The 16050-nt window shown below is 61.5% G+C and carries 17 protein-coding genes; 12 read left to right on the top strand and 5 right to left on the bottom strand.

What is annotated here, in order from left to right:
• Positions 1-49 precede the first annotated feature (49 nt).
• The 3 genes from ACF8RA_RS25290 (at position 50) to pdeM (ending at position 4331) form a co-directional block, all read left to right on the top strand.
• Complete coding sequence (locus ACF8RA_RS25290; RefSeq protein ID WP_176685342.1) at positions 50-1165, top strand: succinylglutamate desuccinylase/aspartoacylase family protein; 1116 nt, start codon at positions 50-52, stop codon at positions 1163-1165.
• A 68-nt stretch (positions 1166-1233) separates the two neighbouring features.
• Positions 1234-3684, top strand: coding sequence for a ligase-associated DNA damage response DEXH box helicase (locus ACF8RA_RS25295; RefSeq protein WP_392519682.1), 2451 nt, complete (start codon positions 1234-1236; stop codon positions 3682-3684).
• On the top strand, positions 3681-4331 hold the full coding sequence (gene pdeM, locus ACF8RA_RS25300; protein ID WP_392488532.1) for a ligase-associated DNA damage response endonuclease PdeM: 651 nt from the start codon (positions 3681-3683) through the stop codon (positions 4329-4331). Before ACF8RA_RS25295 ends, pdeM begins: the two co-directional genes overlap by 4 nt.
• Before the next feature lie 6 nt (positions 4332-4337).
• On the opposite strand, the gene ACF8RA_RS25305 is transcribed toward pdeM, so the two are convergent.
• A complete protein-coding gene (locus tag ACF8RA_RS25305; RefSeq protein WP_003254918.1) occupies positions 4338-4565 on the bottom strand; it encodes a hypothetical protein in 228 nt (75 codons plus the stop codon).
• A 94-nt stretch (positions 4566-4659) separates the two neighbouring features.
• Positions 4660-5226, bottom strand: a complete 567-nt coding sequence (dcd, locus tag ACF8RA_RS25310) for a dCTP deaminase (RefSeq protein WP_176685345.1) — start codon at positions 5224-5226, stop codon at positions 4660-4662.
• Positions 5227-5553: 327 nt separating this feature from the next.
• Between dcd and ACF8RA_RS25315 the strand changes: the two genes are divergently transcribed.
• Complete coding sequence (locus ACF8RA_RS25315; protein WP_003254922.1) at positions 5554-5763, top strand: cold-shock protein; 210 nt, start codon at positions 5554-5556, stop codon at positions 5761-5763.
• Between the two features lie 206 nt (positions 5764-5969).
• On the opposite strand, the gene apbC is transcribed toward ACF8RA_RS25315, so the two are convergent.
• A complete protein-coding gene (apbC, locus tag ACF8RA_RS25320) occupies positions 5970-7064 on the bottom strand; it encodes an iron-sulfur cluster carrier protein ApbC (protein WP_176685346.1) in 1095 nt (364 codons plus the stop codon).
• 158 nt (positions 7065-7222) lie between these two features.
• Between apbC and metG the strand changes: the two genes are divergently transcribed.
• The 7 genes from metG to ACF8RA_RS25355 all read left to right on the top strand — a co-directional run bounded on the left by metG (position 7223) and on the right by ACF8RA_RS25355 (position 12924).
• Positions 7223-9262, top strand: coding sequence for a methionine--tRNA ligase (metG, locus tag ACF8RA_RS25325; protein ID WP_176685347.1), 2040 nt, complete (start codon positions 7223-7225; stop codon positions 9260-9262).
• A gap of 105 nt (positions 9263-9367) precedes the next feature.
• A complete protein-coding gene (locus ACF8RA_RS25330; protein ID WP_176685348.1) occupies positions 9368-9916 on the top strand; it encodes an Rnf-Nqr domain containing protein in 549 nt (182 codons plus the stop codon).
• The gene (locus tag ACF8RA_RS25335; RefSeq protein ID WP_339443729.1) at positions 9913-10884 is read left to right on the top strand and encodes an RnfABCDGE type electron transport complex subunit D; all 972 of its coding nucleotides are present in this window, start codon (positions 9913-9915) and stop codon (positions 10882-10884) included. The genes ACF8RA_RS25330 and ACF8RA_RS25335 overlap by 4 nt, the downstream gene beginning before the upstream one ends.
• Positions 10881-11483 (top strand): RnfABCDGE type electron transport complex subunit G, encoded by a 603-nt coding sequence (locus ACF8RA_RS25340; RefSeq protein ID WP_392519683.1) that lies wholly within the window; start codon positions 10881-10883, stop codon positions 11481-11483. The genes ACF8RA_RS25335 and ACF8RA_RS25340 overlap by 4 nt, the downstream gene beginning before the upstream one ends.
• Complete coding sequence (locus tag ACF8RA_RS25345; protein ID WP_392519684.1) at positions 11476-12000, top strand: Rnf-Nqr domain containing protein; 525 nt, start codon at positions 11476-11478, stop codon at positions 11998-12000. The genes ACF8RA_RS25340 and ACF8RA_RS25345 overlap by 8 nt, the downstream gene beginning before the upstream one ends.
• Positions 12001-12004: 4 nt before the next feature.
• Positions 12005-12643, top strand: coding sequence for an endonuclease III (gene nth, locus ACF8RA_RS25350; RefSeq protein ID WP_143494696.1), 639 nt, complete (start codon positions 12005-12007; stop codon positions 12641-12643).
• 104 nt (positions 12644-12747) lie between these two features.
• The gene (locus tag ACF8RA_RS25355) at positions 12748-12924 is read left to right on the top strand and encodes a PA3496 family putative envelope integrity protein (protein ID WP_003254937.1); all 177 of its coding nucleotides are present in this window, start codon (positions 12748-12750) and stop codon (positions 12922-12924) included.
• 72 nt (positions 12925-12996) lie between these two features.
• Here ACF8RA_RS25355 and ACF8RA_RS25360 read toward each other — a convergent pair whose 3' ends face one another.
• Entirely contained in the window at positions 12997-13620 is a 624-nt protein-coding gene (locus ACF8RA_RS25360; RefSeq protein ID WP_003254939.1) for a response regulator transcription factor, read from the bottom strand.
• A gap of 368 nt (positions 13621-13988) precedes the next feature.
• Here ACF8RA_RS25360 and ACF8RA_RS25365 point away from each other — a divergent pair, with 368 nt between their 5' ends.
• Positions 13989-14471 carry a hypothetical protein gene (locus ACF8RA_RS25365; RefSeq protein ID WP_209967711.1) on the top strand — a complete coding sequence of 161 codons (483 nt, stop codon included), beginning with the start codon at positions 13989-13991 and terminating at the stop codon, positions 14469-14471.
• A 67-nt stretch (positions 14472-14538) separates the two neighbouring features.
• Here ACF8RA_RS25365 and ACF8RA_RS25370 read toward each other — a convergent pair whose 3' ends face one another.
• Positions 14539-15756 (bottom strand): argininosuccinate synthase, encoded by a 1218-nt coding sequence (locus ACF8RA_RS25370; protein WP_021781974.1) that lies wholly within the window; start codon positions 15754-15756, stop codon positions 14539-14541.
• Positions 15757-16050 lie beyond the last annotated feature (294 nt).

Raw genomic sequence — 16050 nt, forward strand, 5'->3', positions numbered from 1 at the left:
TGAGCCGACCCGTGTCGCAGACCGTTTTCGCCACGCAGCCAGGACCAACATGCATCACTCAACCCATGACCTGCTCTCCCCCGTTCCGGGCATCACCCGCCAACTGCACAGCTTCCACTTCGGCCCCCGCAGTGGTGGCAAAGTCTATATACAGGCCTCGCTACATGCCGACGAGTTGCCGGGCATGCTGGTAGCCTGGCACCTCAAGCGCCGCCTGGTCGAGCTGGAACAGCAAGGCCGACTGCAGCGCGAGATCATTCTGGTGCCGGTTGCCAACCCGGTGGGCCTGGAGCAAGTGCTGCTGGATGCGCCATTGGGGCGTTTTGAACTGCAAAGTGGCGAGAACTTCAATCGCCACTTCGTCGACCTGTCGGACAGCATCGGCGACCAGATCGAAGAACACCTCACCCAGGACCCGCAGCACAACCTTGCACTGATCCGCGAATACCTGCGCCGCGGCCTGGATGCACACCCGGCCCGTACCCCCCTGCAGGCCCAGCGCCTGATACTGCAGCGCCTGGCCTGCGATGCCGACATGGTGCTGGACCTGCACTGCGACTTCGAAGCGGTCGAGCACCTGTACACCACACCCGATGCATGGCCCCAGATCGAACCCTTGGCCCGTTACCTGGGCGCCCAGGCCAGCCTGCTGGCAACCGACTCGGGCGGGCAGTCGTTCGATGAGTGTTTCAGCCTGGTCTGGTGGCAATTGCAGCAGCGCTTCGGCAAACGCTTCCCGATTCCGTTAGGCTGCTGCTCGGTAACCGTCGAGCTGCGCGGCCAGGCGGATGTCAGCCATGATCTGGCCAGCAAGGACTGCCAGGCGATCCTCGACTTCCTGACCCACGCCGGTGTCATCGAAGGCACCAGGGCCGCCCTGCCCGCACTGTTACGCCACGCCACGCCGTTGGCCGCGGTGGAACCCGTGGCAACGCCACTGGGTGGGTTGCTGGTTTACCATGCCAAACCGGGCCAGCACCTGGAGGCCGGCCAACTGATTGCCGAAGTCATCGACCCACTCAGTGACCGAGTCACCGCCCTGCGCAACAGCCAGCCGGGCCTGCTGTATGCGCGTAGCGTACGGCGCATGGCCACCGCTGGCATGGTCATCGCCCATGTGGCCGGCGAACAGGTATGCCGCAGCGGCTACCTGTTGGCCAATTGATCCGGGTAAAACCATTGCAGCCGGCCAGTGGTCTGTAGAAGCACAGCCGTCGAAGGACCACCTGCCTCATGCCTGCCGCTACTGACCTCGCAAACACCTGGTTTGCCATGCGCGGCTGGAAGCCCTTCGCTTTCCAACGGCGCGTATGGGCTGCCGTCGCACGGGGCGAGTCCGGTTTGCTGCATGCCAGTACCGGTGCCGGCAAGACCTACGCGGTATGGCTCGCTGCGCTACGTGCGTTCAAGCCCAGGCCGCAGGGCCGCCAGCCGGCCCCCATACAGGTGGTGTGGGTGACGCCCATGCGTGCCTTGGCCGCCGATACCGCACGCGCGTTGCAAGCGCCGCTTGAAGAGCTCGAGCTGCCCTGGAACGTTGGGGTGCGCAGCGGCGACACCAACAGTGCCGAACGCGCCCGACAGGCCCGGCGGCTACCCAGTGTGTTGATCACCACCCCCGAAAGCCTGACCCTGCTGCTGACCCGGGCACAGGCACGTGAGGATTTCGCCACGCTGCAAATGGTGGTGGTGGATGAATGGCACGAGCTGCTTGGCAACAAGCGCGGGGTACAGCTGCAGCTGGCCTTGGCGCGCCTGCGCCATTGGCACCCAGCCCTACCGACCTGGGGCTTGTCGGCAACGCTCGGCAACCTGCAACACGCACTGGATGTCTTGCTGCCCCAAGGTGGCCTGCTGGTGCAAGGCCGGCAAGACAAAGCGCTGCAGGTCGACACCCTGCTGCCAGCAGCGATCGAGCGCTTCCCTTGGGCTGGGCACATGGGCCTGAAGATGCTTGACCAGGTCAGCCATGAGATCGATGCCAGTGCCAGTAGCCTGGTGTTCACCAATACCCGTGCCCAGGCCGAAATCTGGTACCAGGCCCTGCTTGAGGCCCGCCCGGACTGGGCCGGGCTGATCGCCCTGCACCACGCCTCGCTGGCCCGTGATACCCGCGACTGGGTCGAGCGCAGCCTCAAGCAAGGCAGCCTGAAGGCAGTGATCTGCACCTCCAGCCTGGACCTGGGCGTGGACTTTCTGCCTGTGGAACGGGTGCTGCAAATTGGCTCGGCCAAGGGTATTGCCCGCCTGATGCAGCGGGCGGGTCGCTCAGGACATGCGCCAGGGCGGCGCTCGAGGGTCACCCTGGTGCCTACCCATAGCCTGGAACTGGTGGAAGCGGCTGCGGCTCGGCAGGCACTGATAGCCGGCCACATCGAAGCCCGCTTTTCACCGTGCCTGTGCATGGATGTGCTGGTACAGCATCTGGTCAGCATGGCCTTGGGCAGTGGCTTTCGCCCGGAGCAACTGCTCGCCGAAGTGCGCAGCACCTGGGCCTTTCGCGAGTTGCGCGACAACCAATGGCAATGGGCGCTGGACTTCGTCTGCCAAGGCGGCAGCTCACTGACCGCCTACCCGGACTACCAGCGCGTCGAGCGCCAGGCCGACGGTGTTTACCGGGTTACCAGCGAACGCCTGGCGCGGCGCCACCGCATGGGCATCGGCACCATCGTCAGCGATGCCAACCTGCAACTGAAATACTGGAGCAAGGGCGGCGGCGGGAAAACGCTGGGCAGTATTGAAGAAGCGTTCATCGCCCGCCTGCGCCCCGGCGATACGCTGGTGTTCGCCGGGCGGGTACTGGAGCTGGTGCGGGTGGAAAACATGACGGCCTATGTGCGTCGCAGCACCGCGCGCAAGGCCGCTGTAGCGCGCTGGAACGGCGGGCGCATGCCACTCTCGAGCGAACTGGCCGACGCGCTGGTCGAGCAGCTCGATGCTGCCGCCCATGAACGCTTTGACGGGCCAGAAATGCGCGCAGTACGCCCGCTGCTTGCGCTTCAGGCGCAGTGGTCAGCCTTACCCACCACAGGCACACTGCTGGCCGAGACCTTCAAATCCCGCCAGGGCTGGCACCTGTTCCTGTATCCCTTTGCCGGGCGTATGGCCAACCTGGGCTTGGCCAATCTGATTGCCTGGCGGGTCAGCCGCGCACAACCACTGTCGGTGTCGATTGCCGTCAACGACTACGGATTCGAACTCCTCAGCCCGGCCAAGGTGGACTGGGCCAGTCACCTGCCGCAAGCGCTCGGCACCGGGCACCTGCTGGAAGATGTGCTGGCCAGCCTGAATGCCGGGGAAATGGCACTGCGGCGCTTTCGGGAAATTGCCCAGATTGCCGGGCTGGTGTTTGGCGGCTATCCCGCCGCGCAGAAGAGCACGCGGCAAATCCAGGCCTCCAGCGGGCTGTTCTATGAGGTGTTTCGCAAACACGATGCGGGGAATCTGCTGCTTGGACAGGCGCGGGATGAGGTATTGAGCGAAGAGCTGGAAATCGAACGGCTGCGTCGGCAATTGCTGAAAATGAGCGCGCTGCAACTGGACCTGCGGGCGTTGAAGCGGCCAGGGCCACTGGCGTTTGCCTTGCTGGTGGAAGGCATGCGCGAGACATTGAGCACCGAGAAGCTGGCAGACCGCATTGCGCGGATGGTGGCGGACCTGGAGCAAGCGGCGGACGCGGAATGAATTACCAACCCATCGAACACTGTGGTCAGGTGCTCTGGCTGCTCGCCGACAAAGCCATCTACTGGCCCGCCCGCCGCGCCCTGCTGGTGGCCGACGTGCACATCGGAAAGGCCGCCAGCTACCGCGCCCTGCATCAACCGGTGCCACGCGGAACGACTGAGGCGACACTCGCCCGTCTCGATAGACTGCTGGCCGAGCACGACTGTGAGCAACTGATCATCCTGGGCGATTTTCTTCACGCCCGCACGGCCCGAGCACCGGCAACACTGGCCAAGCTGGATGATTGGCGGAAGCGACAGAGAAAGCTGAAAATTGCCCTCATACGCGGCAATCATGATAGCAACGCCGGCGATCCACCAGCTTCGCTCGATATTCAGATCGTGGACGAGCCTTGGGTTCTGGAGCCCTTTGCCCTGCAGCACGAACCGCAGCCCCACCGCACCCACCCGGTGCTCGCGGGCCATGTACACCCGGTGTTCGTCCTGCGCGGCAAGGCCCGTCAGCGCCTGCGCCTGCCTTGCTTCGTGATCGATGAGCAGGTCAGCCTGCTACCTGCGTTCGGTGAGTTCACTGGAGGGTGGGAAATCACCCCAGCCAGCGCCAGCCGGGTGTACCTGGCGGGCGCTGACCGCATCTGGCCGCTATAGCGACGCTCAGGCGACTGGCGCGGGAGGCGGCTCGTCCGGCAAGGTCGGCTCACCCGGCTCCATGGGTGGCGTCTCACCGGGTTCCGGCGGTTGCGGAGTATCGGGGTCAGGTTGATGGGGCACGCCCCCCGCCTGCATGGGCAGCGGGTGCGCCAGCAGTGACCAGGGCAACAACCCTACGTGATTGGGCTGCAGGCCTGCCAGCTTGGCACTGATTGCGGGATGGAGTTTCATAGGCTGCTCCTGACGAAAGCCGATGCACATCATGCACACCGGCGTTACTTCGTTGGAGTGCCAAAGGCGCGGGTAATTCCCCGCGCTTGTCGGCTCAGGTGCGCGGCAGGGTGACGCCACGCTGGCCCTGGTATTTGCCGCCACGGTCCTTGTACGACACTTCGCACTCTTCATCGGACTGCAAGAACAGCATCTGCGCCACGCCCTCGTTGGCGTAGATCTTCGCCGGCAGCGTGGTGGTGTTGGAGAACTCCAACGTCACGTGGCCTTCCCACTCGGGCTCGAGTGGCGTGACGTTGACGATGATGCCGCAACGGGCGTAGGTGCTCTTGCCCAGGCAAATGGTCAGGACATCACGCGGAATGCGGAAATATTCGACAGTGCGCGCCAGGGCGAAAGAGTTTGGCGGGATGATGCACACGTCACTCTTGATATCGACGAAGCTGCCGGCATCGAAGTTTTTCGGGTCGACGGTGGCCGAGTTGATGTTGGTGAACACCTTGAATTCGTTGGCGCAGCGCACGTCGTAGCCATAACTGGAGACGCCGAAGGAGATCACACGGCTGTCCTGCTCGCCGCGCATCTGGCGCTCGACGAAGGGCTCGATCATGCCGTGTTCCTGCGCCATGCGGCGAATCCACTTGTCCGATTTGATGCTCATGGCGGGGTGTCCTGAAGAGTTGCGTGGTGAAAATCGTGATGCGCATATTACCGGTCCCGGCGCCCAGGTTAAAGTTCCATCCCAAATCCCGCGCCGGGTGGGGGCTGCAGCCGCCGCCGATCCGAATTTGCCTAAAGCGCCTTCTGACCATTGGCAGGTTGCGGAAAGTGGGGTAAGGTGTTGCCACTGTGCTGCACGTGACACCGAGAATCTCTAGTTTGATGCACGATCCTGATCGGCCCATCGCTGAATTTTCTGCTCTCTTTGCGCTCAGTCCCGGGCAGGGTTTTTCCTGACCGTTATCAAATTGTCCAAGGAGACAGAAAAATGTCCAACCGTCAATCCGGTGTTGTTAAGTGGTTCAACGATGAGAAAGGCTACGGCTTCATCACCCCTCAGTCGGGCGACGACCTGTTCGTGCACTTCAAAGCCATCCAAGCTGACGGCTTCAAAACCCTGAAAGAAGGCCAGGCTGTTACTTTCGTCGCTACCCGCGGCCAGAAAGGCATGCAGGCTGAAGAAGTTCAGATCGCCTAAGTCGATCTAGCTTCCTAGCTTTCAAAAAAACCCGCCTTCTGGCGGGTTTTTTTATGCCTGTGCAAAAGCCATGCATGCAAGTGTGGGATCGGCCTTGTGTCGCGAAAGGGCCGCAAAGCGGCCCCAGCAATACTTGATTGCATCACGGATCTTGGGGGCGCTTCGCACCCCTTTCGCGACACAAGGCCGCTCCCACTGGGACTGCGTCAGTCTTCGCTGATGGTAATGCTCGGCATTGCTGGCGCCGCTGCTTCCTGCAGCACGATCCGCGCGCCCACCTGGCGGGCCAGTTCCTGGTAAACCATGGCAATCTGGCTTTCCGGCTCGGCGATCGCCGTCGGCTTGCCGCTGTCGGCCTGCTCACGTATCAGCATCGACAACGGCAGCGACGCCAGCAGGTCGACGCCATACTGGCTGGCCAGCTTCTCGCCGCCACCTTCACCGAACAGGTGCTCGGCATGGCCGCAATTCGAGCAGATATGTACGGCCATGTTCTCGACAACGCCCAGCACTGGAATGTTGACCTTGCGGAACATTTCCACGCCCTTCTTGGCATCCAGCAGAGCCAGATCCTGCGGCGTGGTGACGATCACCGAACCGGCCACCGGGACCTTTTGTGCCAGGGTCAACTGGATGTCACCGGTACCTGGCGGCATATCGATCACCAGGTAATCCAGGTCATCCCAGGCGGTCTGGGTGACCAGTTGCAGCAGCGCGCCGGACACCATCGGGCCACGCCATACCATCGGCGTGTTGTCGTCTGTGAGGAAAGCCATGGACATGACTTCCACACCGTGAGCCTTGATCGGCACGAACCACTTCTGCTCGCGAATCTGTGGACGGGTGCCCTCGGCGATGCCGAACATCACACCCTGACTGGGGCCGTAGATATCGGCATCGAGAATACCTACCCGTGCGCCTTCACGTGCGAGGGCCAAGGCCAGGTTGGCTGCGGTGGTCGACTTGCCCACACCGCCCTTGCCCGACGCCACGGCGATGATGTTCTTGACGTTGGCCATGGCTGGCACCTGTGCCTGGGCCTTGTGCGCGGCCACCACGCAGTCGATCGAAACCTGGGCGCCACTGACACCCTCAAGGCTGCCGATGGCGGTCTGCAGCACCTGGGCCCAGCCACTCTTGAACAGCCCTGCGGCATAACCCAACTGCAACTGCACGCTGACCTGCCCGCCCTGGATATCGATGGCGCGCACGCAGCCGGCGCTGACCGGGTCCTGGTTCAGGTAGGGGTCGGTGTACTGGCGAAGCACGCCTTCAACGGCGGCACGGGTGACGGCACTCATGGAGACTCCCATTGGCAAACTGAATGTAAAACAGCCGCCTATCCTAACCCGTCAATCGTCAGCAGATGCGCTTGCGGGGTGAAATATCTTCGCCAGCCCTTTATAGTGGCCGATCACCCTCATTTTTACCCCGTAGCCAGATAAGTAGCCGAGCCACCATGTCCGAGCCACGCCAGATTCTCGTCACCAGCGCCCTGCCCTATGCCAATGGATCGATCCATCTCGGCCATATGCTGGAGTACATCCAGACGGACATGTGGGTACGCTTCCAGAAGCTGCGCGGCAACCAGTGCATCTATGTCTGCGCCGACGACGCCCACGGTTCGGCCATCATGCTGCGCGCCGAAAAGGAAGGCATCACCGCGGAACAGCTGATCGCCAATGTCCAGGCCGAGCACAGCAGCGATTTCGCCGACTTCCTGGTGGACTTCGACAACTTCCACTCCACCCACAGCGAAGAGAACCGCGAGCTGTCGAGCCTGATCTACTCGCGCCTGCGTGAAGCCGGGCACATCGCCACCCGCTCGGTGACCCAGTACTTCGACCCGGAAAAAGGCATGTTCCTCGCCGACCGCTTCATCAAGGGCACCTGCCCGAAGTGCGCGGCCGAAGACCAGTACGGCGACAACTGCGAAAAATGCGGCGCCACCTATGCACCCACCGAGCTGAAGAACCCCAAGTCAGCCATCTCCGGTGCCACCCCGGTACTGCGTGACTCCCAGCACTTCTTCTTCAAGCTGCCAGACTTCCAGGCCATGCTGCAGCAGTGGACCCGAAGCGGCACCCTGCAGGACGCGGTAGCCAACAAGCTGGCAGAATGGCTGGACTCCGGCCTGCAGGAGTGGGATATCTCCCGCGACGCGCCGTACTTCGGCTTCGAGATCCCGGGCGAGCCTGGCAAATACTTCTACGTATGGCTGGATGCGCCGATCGGCTACATGGCCAGCTTCAAGAACCTCTGCGCACGCCGCCCGGAGCTGGACTTCGACGCCTTCTGGAACGAAGGCTCCAAGGCCGAGCTGTACCACTTCATCGGCAAGGACATCGTCAACTTCCACGCCCTGTTCTGGCCAGCCATGCTCGAAGGCGCCGGCTTCCGCAAGCCAACCGCGGTCAACGTGCACGGCTACCTGACGGTCAACGGCGCCAAGATGTCCAAGTCGCGCGGCACCTTCATCAAGGCCCGCACCTACCTGGACCACCTGCAGCCGGAATACCTGCGTTACTACTATGCGGCCAAGCTGGGCCGTGGCGTCGACGACCTGGACCTGAACCTGGAAGACTTCGTGCAGAAGGTCAACTCCGACCTGGTCGGCAAGGTAGTCAACATTGCCAGCCGCTGCGCCGGTTTCATCCACAAGGGCAACGAAGGCGTGATGGTAGGCGGTGATGCCGCGCCTGAGCTGACCGAAGCCTTCCTGGCTGCCGCCCCCTCCATCGCCGAAGCCTATGAGGCCCGTGATTTTGGCCGTGCCATGCGCGAAATCATGGCACTGGCCGACCGCGCCAACGCCTGGATCGCCGACAAGGCACCGTGGTCACTGGCCAAGCAGGAAGGCAAGCAGGATGAAGTCCAGGCCATCTGCGCCCAAGGCATCAACCTGTTCCGCCAACTGGTGATCTTCCTCAAACCGGTACTGCCGGTGCTGGCTGCTGACGCCGAGGCTTTCCTCAACGTGGCCCCGCTGACCTGGAACGACCACCTGACACGCCTGGAAAACCACCCGCTTAATCCGTTCAAGGCCCTGATGAGCCGTATCGAGCCGGCCAAGGTCGAAGCCATGATCGCTGCCAGCAAGGAAGACCTGCTGGCTGCCGAAGCCAATGCCCCGGCGGGCAATGGCGAACTGACCAAGGACCCGCTGTCGGCCGAGATCGAGTTCGATACCTTCGCGGCCGTCGACCTGCGCGTGGCGCTGATCGTCAAGGCTGAAGCCGTAGCGGGTGCCGACAAGTTGCTGCAACTGACCCTGGACATTGGTGACGAGCGCCGCAACGTGTTCTCCGGCATCAAGTCGGCCTACCCAGACCCGTCCAAACTGGAAGGCCGCCTGACCATGATGGTGGCCAACCTCAAGCCACGGAAGATGCGCTTTGGCGTATCCGAGGGCATGGTCATGGCTGCCGGCCCTGGCGGTGAAGAAATCTACCTGCTGAGCCCGGACAGCGGCGCCAAGCCAGGCCAGCGCATCAAGTAACAGCCCTGCGGGCCATTGTGGGAGCGGCCTGCCCGCTCCCACAATACGCAGGCCCCTTCATGTCAAACCCGGACAATCACCCTGATTCCCGGCTATCGTCATCTCATGAATGACTACATCCTGGTCCTGATCAGCGCCGCACTGATCAATCACCTGTGCCAGCTCCGACAGCCACTCTCCGGGTTGCAACTGCAGGTGCACGGCCTGGCCTGTGCCCTGTGCATTGCACTGGGCGTAATCGGCGCGCAACTGTTGGCGCACGCCGTACTTGCCCCGCTGCACATCCACGATCTTGCCCTGTTCCTGCTATTGCCTTGGCTGGCTTTGCTCGCCTGGGGCCTGCCCTGGCTACTGGCCAAGTGGCGCCCGGCCTGGCCCGTAGTGGGGTTGCCAGCGCTGCTGTTGAGCAATGCCGCAGCGCTTGGGCTGGCCCTGCAACAGGCAAGCGACGACGTCAGCTGGCCAACCACGCTACTCCAAGGCTTGCTGACGGGTGGCGGCTTCTGGCTGGCGCTGATGGTGTTCGCCGACCTGCACCAGCGCAGCGCCCACGCCGACATCCCCAATGCGCTGCGCGGCCTGCCCATCCAATTGATCGGTGCCGGGGTAATGGCCATGGCGTTTTCCGGCTTCAACGGAATGTTTGGCCAATGAGCAGCCCCGATCCGCGGCTACGCACCAGCATGTGCCTGGTCTTGCTCGCCTGCACGCCTGGACTGCTGGCGCTGTTGTGGCTGCATGGCTGGGGCATGGTGCTGAACCTGTTGCTGTGTGCCAGTGCCGCATTGCTGTGCGAAGCATTGCTGCTGGCACTGCGCAGTCAACCACCAAGCCAGGCGCTAAACGACGGCAGTGCACTGGTGACCGCCGTGCTGCTGGCGGCCGCCCTGCCCACCCTGGCGCCATGGTGGCTGCCGGTCATTGCGGCATGTGTTGCGATCGGCATCGGCAAGCAGGCCTATGGTGGGGTCGGGCGAAATCTGTTCAATCCGGCCATGGTGGGTTATGCGTTCGTGCTGCTCAGCTTCCCGTTGCAGATGAACCATTGGCCTGGGCAGGTCCCAGGCCTGCTCGACAGCCTGCAACAGGTGTTCGCTGGGGGCGAACGGATCGATGCCTGGGCCCGGCCGACATTGCTCGACGGCTTACGCCACAACCGCAGCCTGACCATCGACGAGCTGTTTGCCAGCCATCCGGGCTTTGGCAGCATTGGTGGGGCAGGCAGCGAATGGGTCAACCTGGCATTCCTGCTTGGCGGCCTGTTCTTGTTGCAGCGCAAGGTGATCAGTTGGCATGCGCCGGCAGGTTTGCTGGCAGGGTTATTGGTATTCAGCCTGTTGGGCTGGAACGGTTCGGGGTCGGACTCCAATGGCTCGCCTTTGCTGCACCTGTTTTCCGGCTCGACCATGCTGGCAGCATTCTTCATTGCGACCGAGCCAGTGTCCGGCCCCAGAAACGACTGGGCCAAGCTGTGCTTCGGCCTGGGAACAGGGCTGCTTATCTACCTGATTCGTACTTGGGGCAGCTTCCCGGATGGCACCGCGTTCGCCGTTCTGCTGATGAATCTTTTGGCTCCGGTACTCGAGCGCATGGCTGTGCAACGTCAGCAGGCAGCCCGATGAAGCGGGGGGGACGGGATGTGGGCCTGCTGCTGCTGACTGGAGTATTGGCAGTGTCTGCCACCCTGGCCTGGCGGCAGTGGACCAGCCCAGCCATCGCCAGCGCCGAAAAACAAATGCAAAGCCGCCAGCGGCTGGCCGTGCTGCCCGAAGGCAGCTATGACAACCAGCCACTGGAAAGCCCGCTGCCAAGGCCCGCCGCACAGAGGCCCAACAGCCGTATCCTGGCAGCTTACCGCGCCGCGATGGCAGGCAAGCCAAGCGCCATTATTTTGGTCACACAGGTGCAGGGGTATGCCGGACCAATCGTACTAAGCGTCGCCATCGCCACAGACGGCCGACTGATCGGCAGCCAGGTTGTCGAACAACAGGAAAGCCCGGGGCTTGGCGATCACCTGAGTGACCCACAGCTGCAGTGGCTGAAGCAGTTCGACAATCGCTATCTGGGCGATCACTGGGCACTCAAGCGGGACCAGGGTGATTTTGACCAATTGGCCGGCGCAACCGTAACCTCGCGGGCAGTGATCGCCGCATTGCAGGACGCGCTGAGTTATTTCGATGAACAGCGTAGTGTATTGCTGGAGGGCGCCGCACATGAATAGGTTTGGCCTGCTGGCCATGAGCATCGCGCCCCTGTTAGGCGCCACCCGAACGCTGGCTGAAGGCGCGGCCATCGGCCTGTGCGCAGCAGTGATGGGCTGCCTGCACCAAGTGTTGCTGGCACCCCTGCGTAAACGCGTGGCCAGCTGGGCATATCTACTGGCCAGCCTGCTGCTGCTGGCAGCCCTGGCCAGTTGTCTGCAGTTGGCCATGCGGGCCTGGCTACTACCACTGGCCATTGCCCTGGGCCACTACCCCGCATTGTTGTGCCTGCAATGCCTGGCCAGTGACCACCTGCTGCCAGACCAACGCCGCTGGCGCGCGCTGGCAAAGCACCTCGGGGCTGTCTTTGCCAGTTGCCTGCTGCTGGGCGCCAGCCGCCAATGGCTGGCTGGCCATGCCGAGCTGCACCTGGCCAGCCTCGCGCCCGGTGCGCTACTGCTGCTGGGACTGCTGTTGGCCTTGTACAATCGCCTGCATCCGGGCTCTGCCCACCCACATCGTCAAGGAAAGCCCTGATTTCATGAATGCCGCCAAACGCCTGGAGATTTTTCGCAGGCTGCACGAAGACAACCCCGACCCAAAGACCGAACTGGCCTACACGACCCCGTTTGAACTGCTGGTCGCCGTGACACTGTCCGCGCAATCCACCGACGTCGGCGTCAACAAGGCCACTGCCCGCCTGTTCCCCGTCGCCAACACCCCCGAGGCCATCTATGCCCTGGGCGTTGAAGGCCTTAGCAAATACATCAAGACCATCGGGCTATACAACAGCAAGGCCAAGAATGTCATAGAAGCGTGCCGGCTGCTGATCGAGCGCCACGACAGCCAGGTACCGCAAACCCGCGAAGCGTTGGAGGCGCTACCCGGTGTCGGTCGAAAAACCGCCAACGTGGTGCTTAACACAGCGTTTCGCCAACCGGCCATGGCAGTGGATACCCACATTTTCCGCGTGAGTAACCGCACGGGTATCGCACCAGGCAAAACGGTGCTGGAAGTGGAAAAGAAACTGGTCAAGTTTGTACCTAAAGACTACCTGCTCGACGCCCACCATTGGCTGATCCTGCACGGGCGCTACGTGTGCCAGGCGCGCAAGCCAAGGTGCGGCAGCTGCAGGATCGAAGATTTGTGCGAGTACAAGCACAAAACCTCCGACGATTGAGCCAATAGCCAGAAACCACTCACGTCGATTGAAAAAATCTTTTTTACCAGCGTCTGCTTTCTGGTTATAAGGTCGGCCAATGGCCCCTTGGCTTGGAGCGACTCATGAGTACCGATAAAGACGACCTGTCGATCGATGATGATTTTGTTGCCGCAGACGATGACGCGGAACCACAAGTAGAAACCGCAAAGACCAACCTGAGCAAACGCCGCACCATCGACAACATGCTGGAAGAACGGCGCCTGCAAAAGCAGCTGGCCGATTTCGATTACGACCTGTAGTTCTGGTCCTGTAGTCATGGATCCATAGCCTTGGCAAAGCTTCCTGACTGGAGGCTTTGCCAAGGCCCGGGATCAGTTCAGACCTTGCCGTTGCGCCAGCTCGATCAGGTCAACCAGTGACCGTGCATTGAGCTTGAGCAACAGCCGCGACTTGTAGGTACTGACTGTCTTGTTACTGAGGTACATGCTGTCGGCAATCTCCTTGTTCGAACGCCCTCGCGCCAGCTGTTGCAGCACCGTCATTTCTCGCGCAGAAAGGCGATTCACCATATCCGTCTCGCTGCCCGCCCCCCTGCCACGTGACGCATGCAAGGCCTGGTTGGGGAAGTAGCTGTAACCCGACAACACAGCCTTGATAGCGCTAAGCAGCTCGGTAAGCTCCTGCTGCTTGCACACGTAACCCGCCGCCCCCGCCTGCATGCAGCGCATCGAAAAGTTGCCGGGGGCCTGCGACGTCAGCACCAGTACCTTGCTACCCGGGCTGAATGTCGCCATGCGGGCGATTACCTCCAGGCCATCCAGTTTCGGGATACCGATATCCAGCACCACAATATCCGGCAGGTGTTGCCGTGTCAGCTGCAGCGCAGCCACCCCATTGTCAGTCTCCGCCACAACGTCATACCCATGCCGCTCCATCAGCATGCGTACGGCCAGGCGTATGACCGGATGATCATCCACGATAAGCACTTTATTCATGCGATATCCATACATTGTTGTTGCTTTGGCACGCCACGATAACCGACAGGACGCCTGCTGGCGCGGCGATTTACCAGTGAAAGCCATTGACAGACAAAACCTACAGAACTTACAGAAACTTCCTACACACTATGACTATGGTTGTAACAAATAAATTTCTTATCACCGAAAGAAACGGTACTACCCACTGACATAAACGCGCCAGTTGAGTACTGATCTTCAGTAGAGGAGAACTTCCGACTCGAACGCGCTGAAAAGGCAACACAACGAGGTTCTCTGACGATCATTCCTCCCCCGGGAAACAATCCAGCCTTTAGTTGAGTACAGCGGTAAGGTAAAGATGGGCAAAACCGCTGGAGACGGCCCCTATGACCCAAGCACAACCTGTCGCCCCGCTGACGATCATTGCCATCTTCGCGGGGATTATCGAAGCCTCCGCCCTTGCCACACTGCCATTTCTCGGCGAGTCCAGCCAAAAGCTCTACACCTGGTTCCTGGTAGGTTTTCCATTCTTTCTGACAGCACTGTTTTTTCTGACACTCAACTTCAATTACAAGTCGTTCTATAGCCCGCTTCCCAACAACACAGCACACGACAACACACCAGCACTGAACAGTATGGCCACACCCGTTATTGCCAATGATGCCCCCGAGGCGATACAGGGCGAACCTGTCACATTCATGTTCTCCGGCCCCGACGCCTGTCGCATGATGGAACAACAACTCTTGCACGCACTTGCCCAACCGCCCGAGCCCGCGCGCGTCTGGCGCTTTTGTAATCTGGACAGACGTCAATGTGCGCAGCTTTCGATCAGCGCACTTGAGGGCGAAGATGTAAACCCTCGAAGTTGAACAACCCGCCTTTCCGCAGGCATAAAAAAACCCCGGATTGAGCCGGGGTTTTCGCACAGGCCAGCAATCAGAGCAGCGAACGGCCCTTGTTGGCGGCAATGCGCATACGCAGTGCGTTGAGCTTGATGAAGCCAGCAGCGTCTTCCTGGTTGTAGGCACCACCATCTTCTTCAAAGGTGGCGATGTTGGCATCGAACAGCGAATCGTCCGACTTGCGGCCAACCACGGTCACATTGCCCTTGTACAGCTTCAGGCGCACCACACCATTCACGTTGACCTGCGAAGCATCGATCATCTGTTGCAGCATCAGACGCTCCGGGCTCCACCAGTAGCCGGTGTAGATCAGGCTGGCATACTTGGGCATCAACTCATCTTTCAGGTGAGCGACTTCGCGGTCCAGGGTGATCGACTCGATGGCACGGTGAGCCTTGAGCATGATGGTACCGCCAGGCGTTTCGTAGCAACCGCGCGACTTCATGCCGACGTAACGGTTCTCGACGATGTCCAGGCGGCCGATGCCGTTGGCACCACCGATACGGTTCAGGTCGGCGAGGACGGTGGCCGGGGATTTCTCGACGCCGTCGATGGCAACGATGTCACCATTGCGGTAGGTCAGCTCGATGTAGGTAGCTTGGTCCGGGGCGTTCTCAGGCGAGACACTCCAGCGCCACATGTCTTCTTCGTGCTCGGTCCAGGTATCTTCCAGGACACCGCCTTCGTAGGAGATGTGCAGCAGGTTGGCGTCCATCGAGTACGGCGACTTCTTCTTGCCGTGGCGCTCGATCGGGATGCCGTGCTTCTCGGCGTAGTCCATCAGCTTCTCGCGGGACAGCAGGTCCCACTCGCGCCATGGGGCGATGACCTTGACACCTGGCTTCAGGGCATAGGCCCCCAGCTCGAAGCGCACCTGGTCGTTACCTTTGCCGGTGGCGCCATGGGAAATGGCGTCGGCGCCGGTTTCGTTGGCGATTTCGATCAGACGCTTGGCGATCAGCGGACGGGCGATGGAAGTACCCAGCAGGTACTCGCCTTCGTAGACGGTGTTGGCGCGGAACATCGGGAACACGAAATCACGCACGAACTCTTCGCGCAGGTCGTCGATGTAGATCTCTTTAACGCCCATTGCCTGGGCCTTGGCACGAGCCGGTTCGACCTCTTCGCCCTGACCCAGGTCAGCGGTGAAGGTCACCACTTCGCAGTTGTAGGTATCCTGCAGCCACTTGAGAATCACCGAAGTATCAAGGCCGCCGGAATACGCCAGTACGACCTTTTTTACGTCCGCCATGCCATCACTCCACGGGGTTGTACGGAAAGGCACCGATTCTACCGGCGTTGCGGATAAATTTACAGTGGGGCGACAGCTTCTGACGACAAAGCGACAGGAACTTTCGTAAGGGCGACGGGCGGTCGGTTGTGGGATGTGGCATGAGGACCATGGAGGGGCGTCGAGCCGCAGCGTGCATGCCTTGAGGAGTTCAGCGCCTGTGAGATCGAGCGCCGCCACGTGTCCGCCTCGACGCATTCTGCGCCTGTGAGATCGAGCGCCGCCACGTGTCCGCCTCGACGCATTCTGCGCCTG

This window comes from Pseudomonas sp. FYR_5 (assembly GCF_043106315.1).
GTDB lineage: Bacteria > Pseudomonadota > Gammaproteobacteria > Pseudomonadales > Pseudomonadaceae > Aquipseudomonas > Aquipseudomonas putida_Y.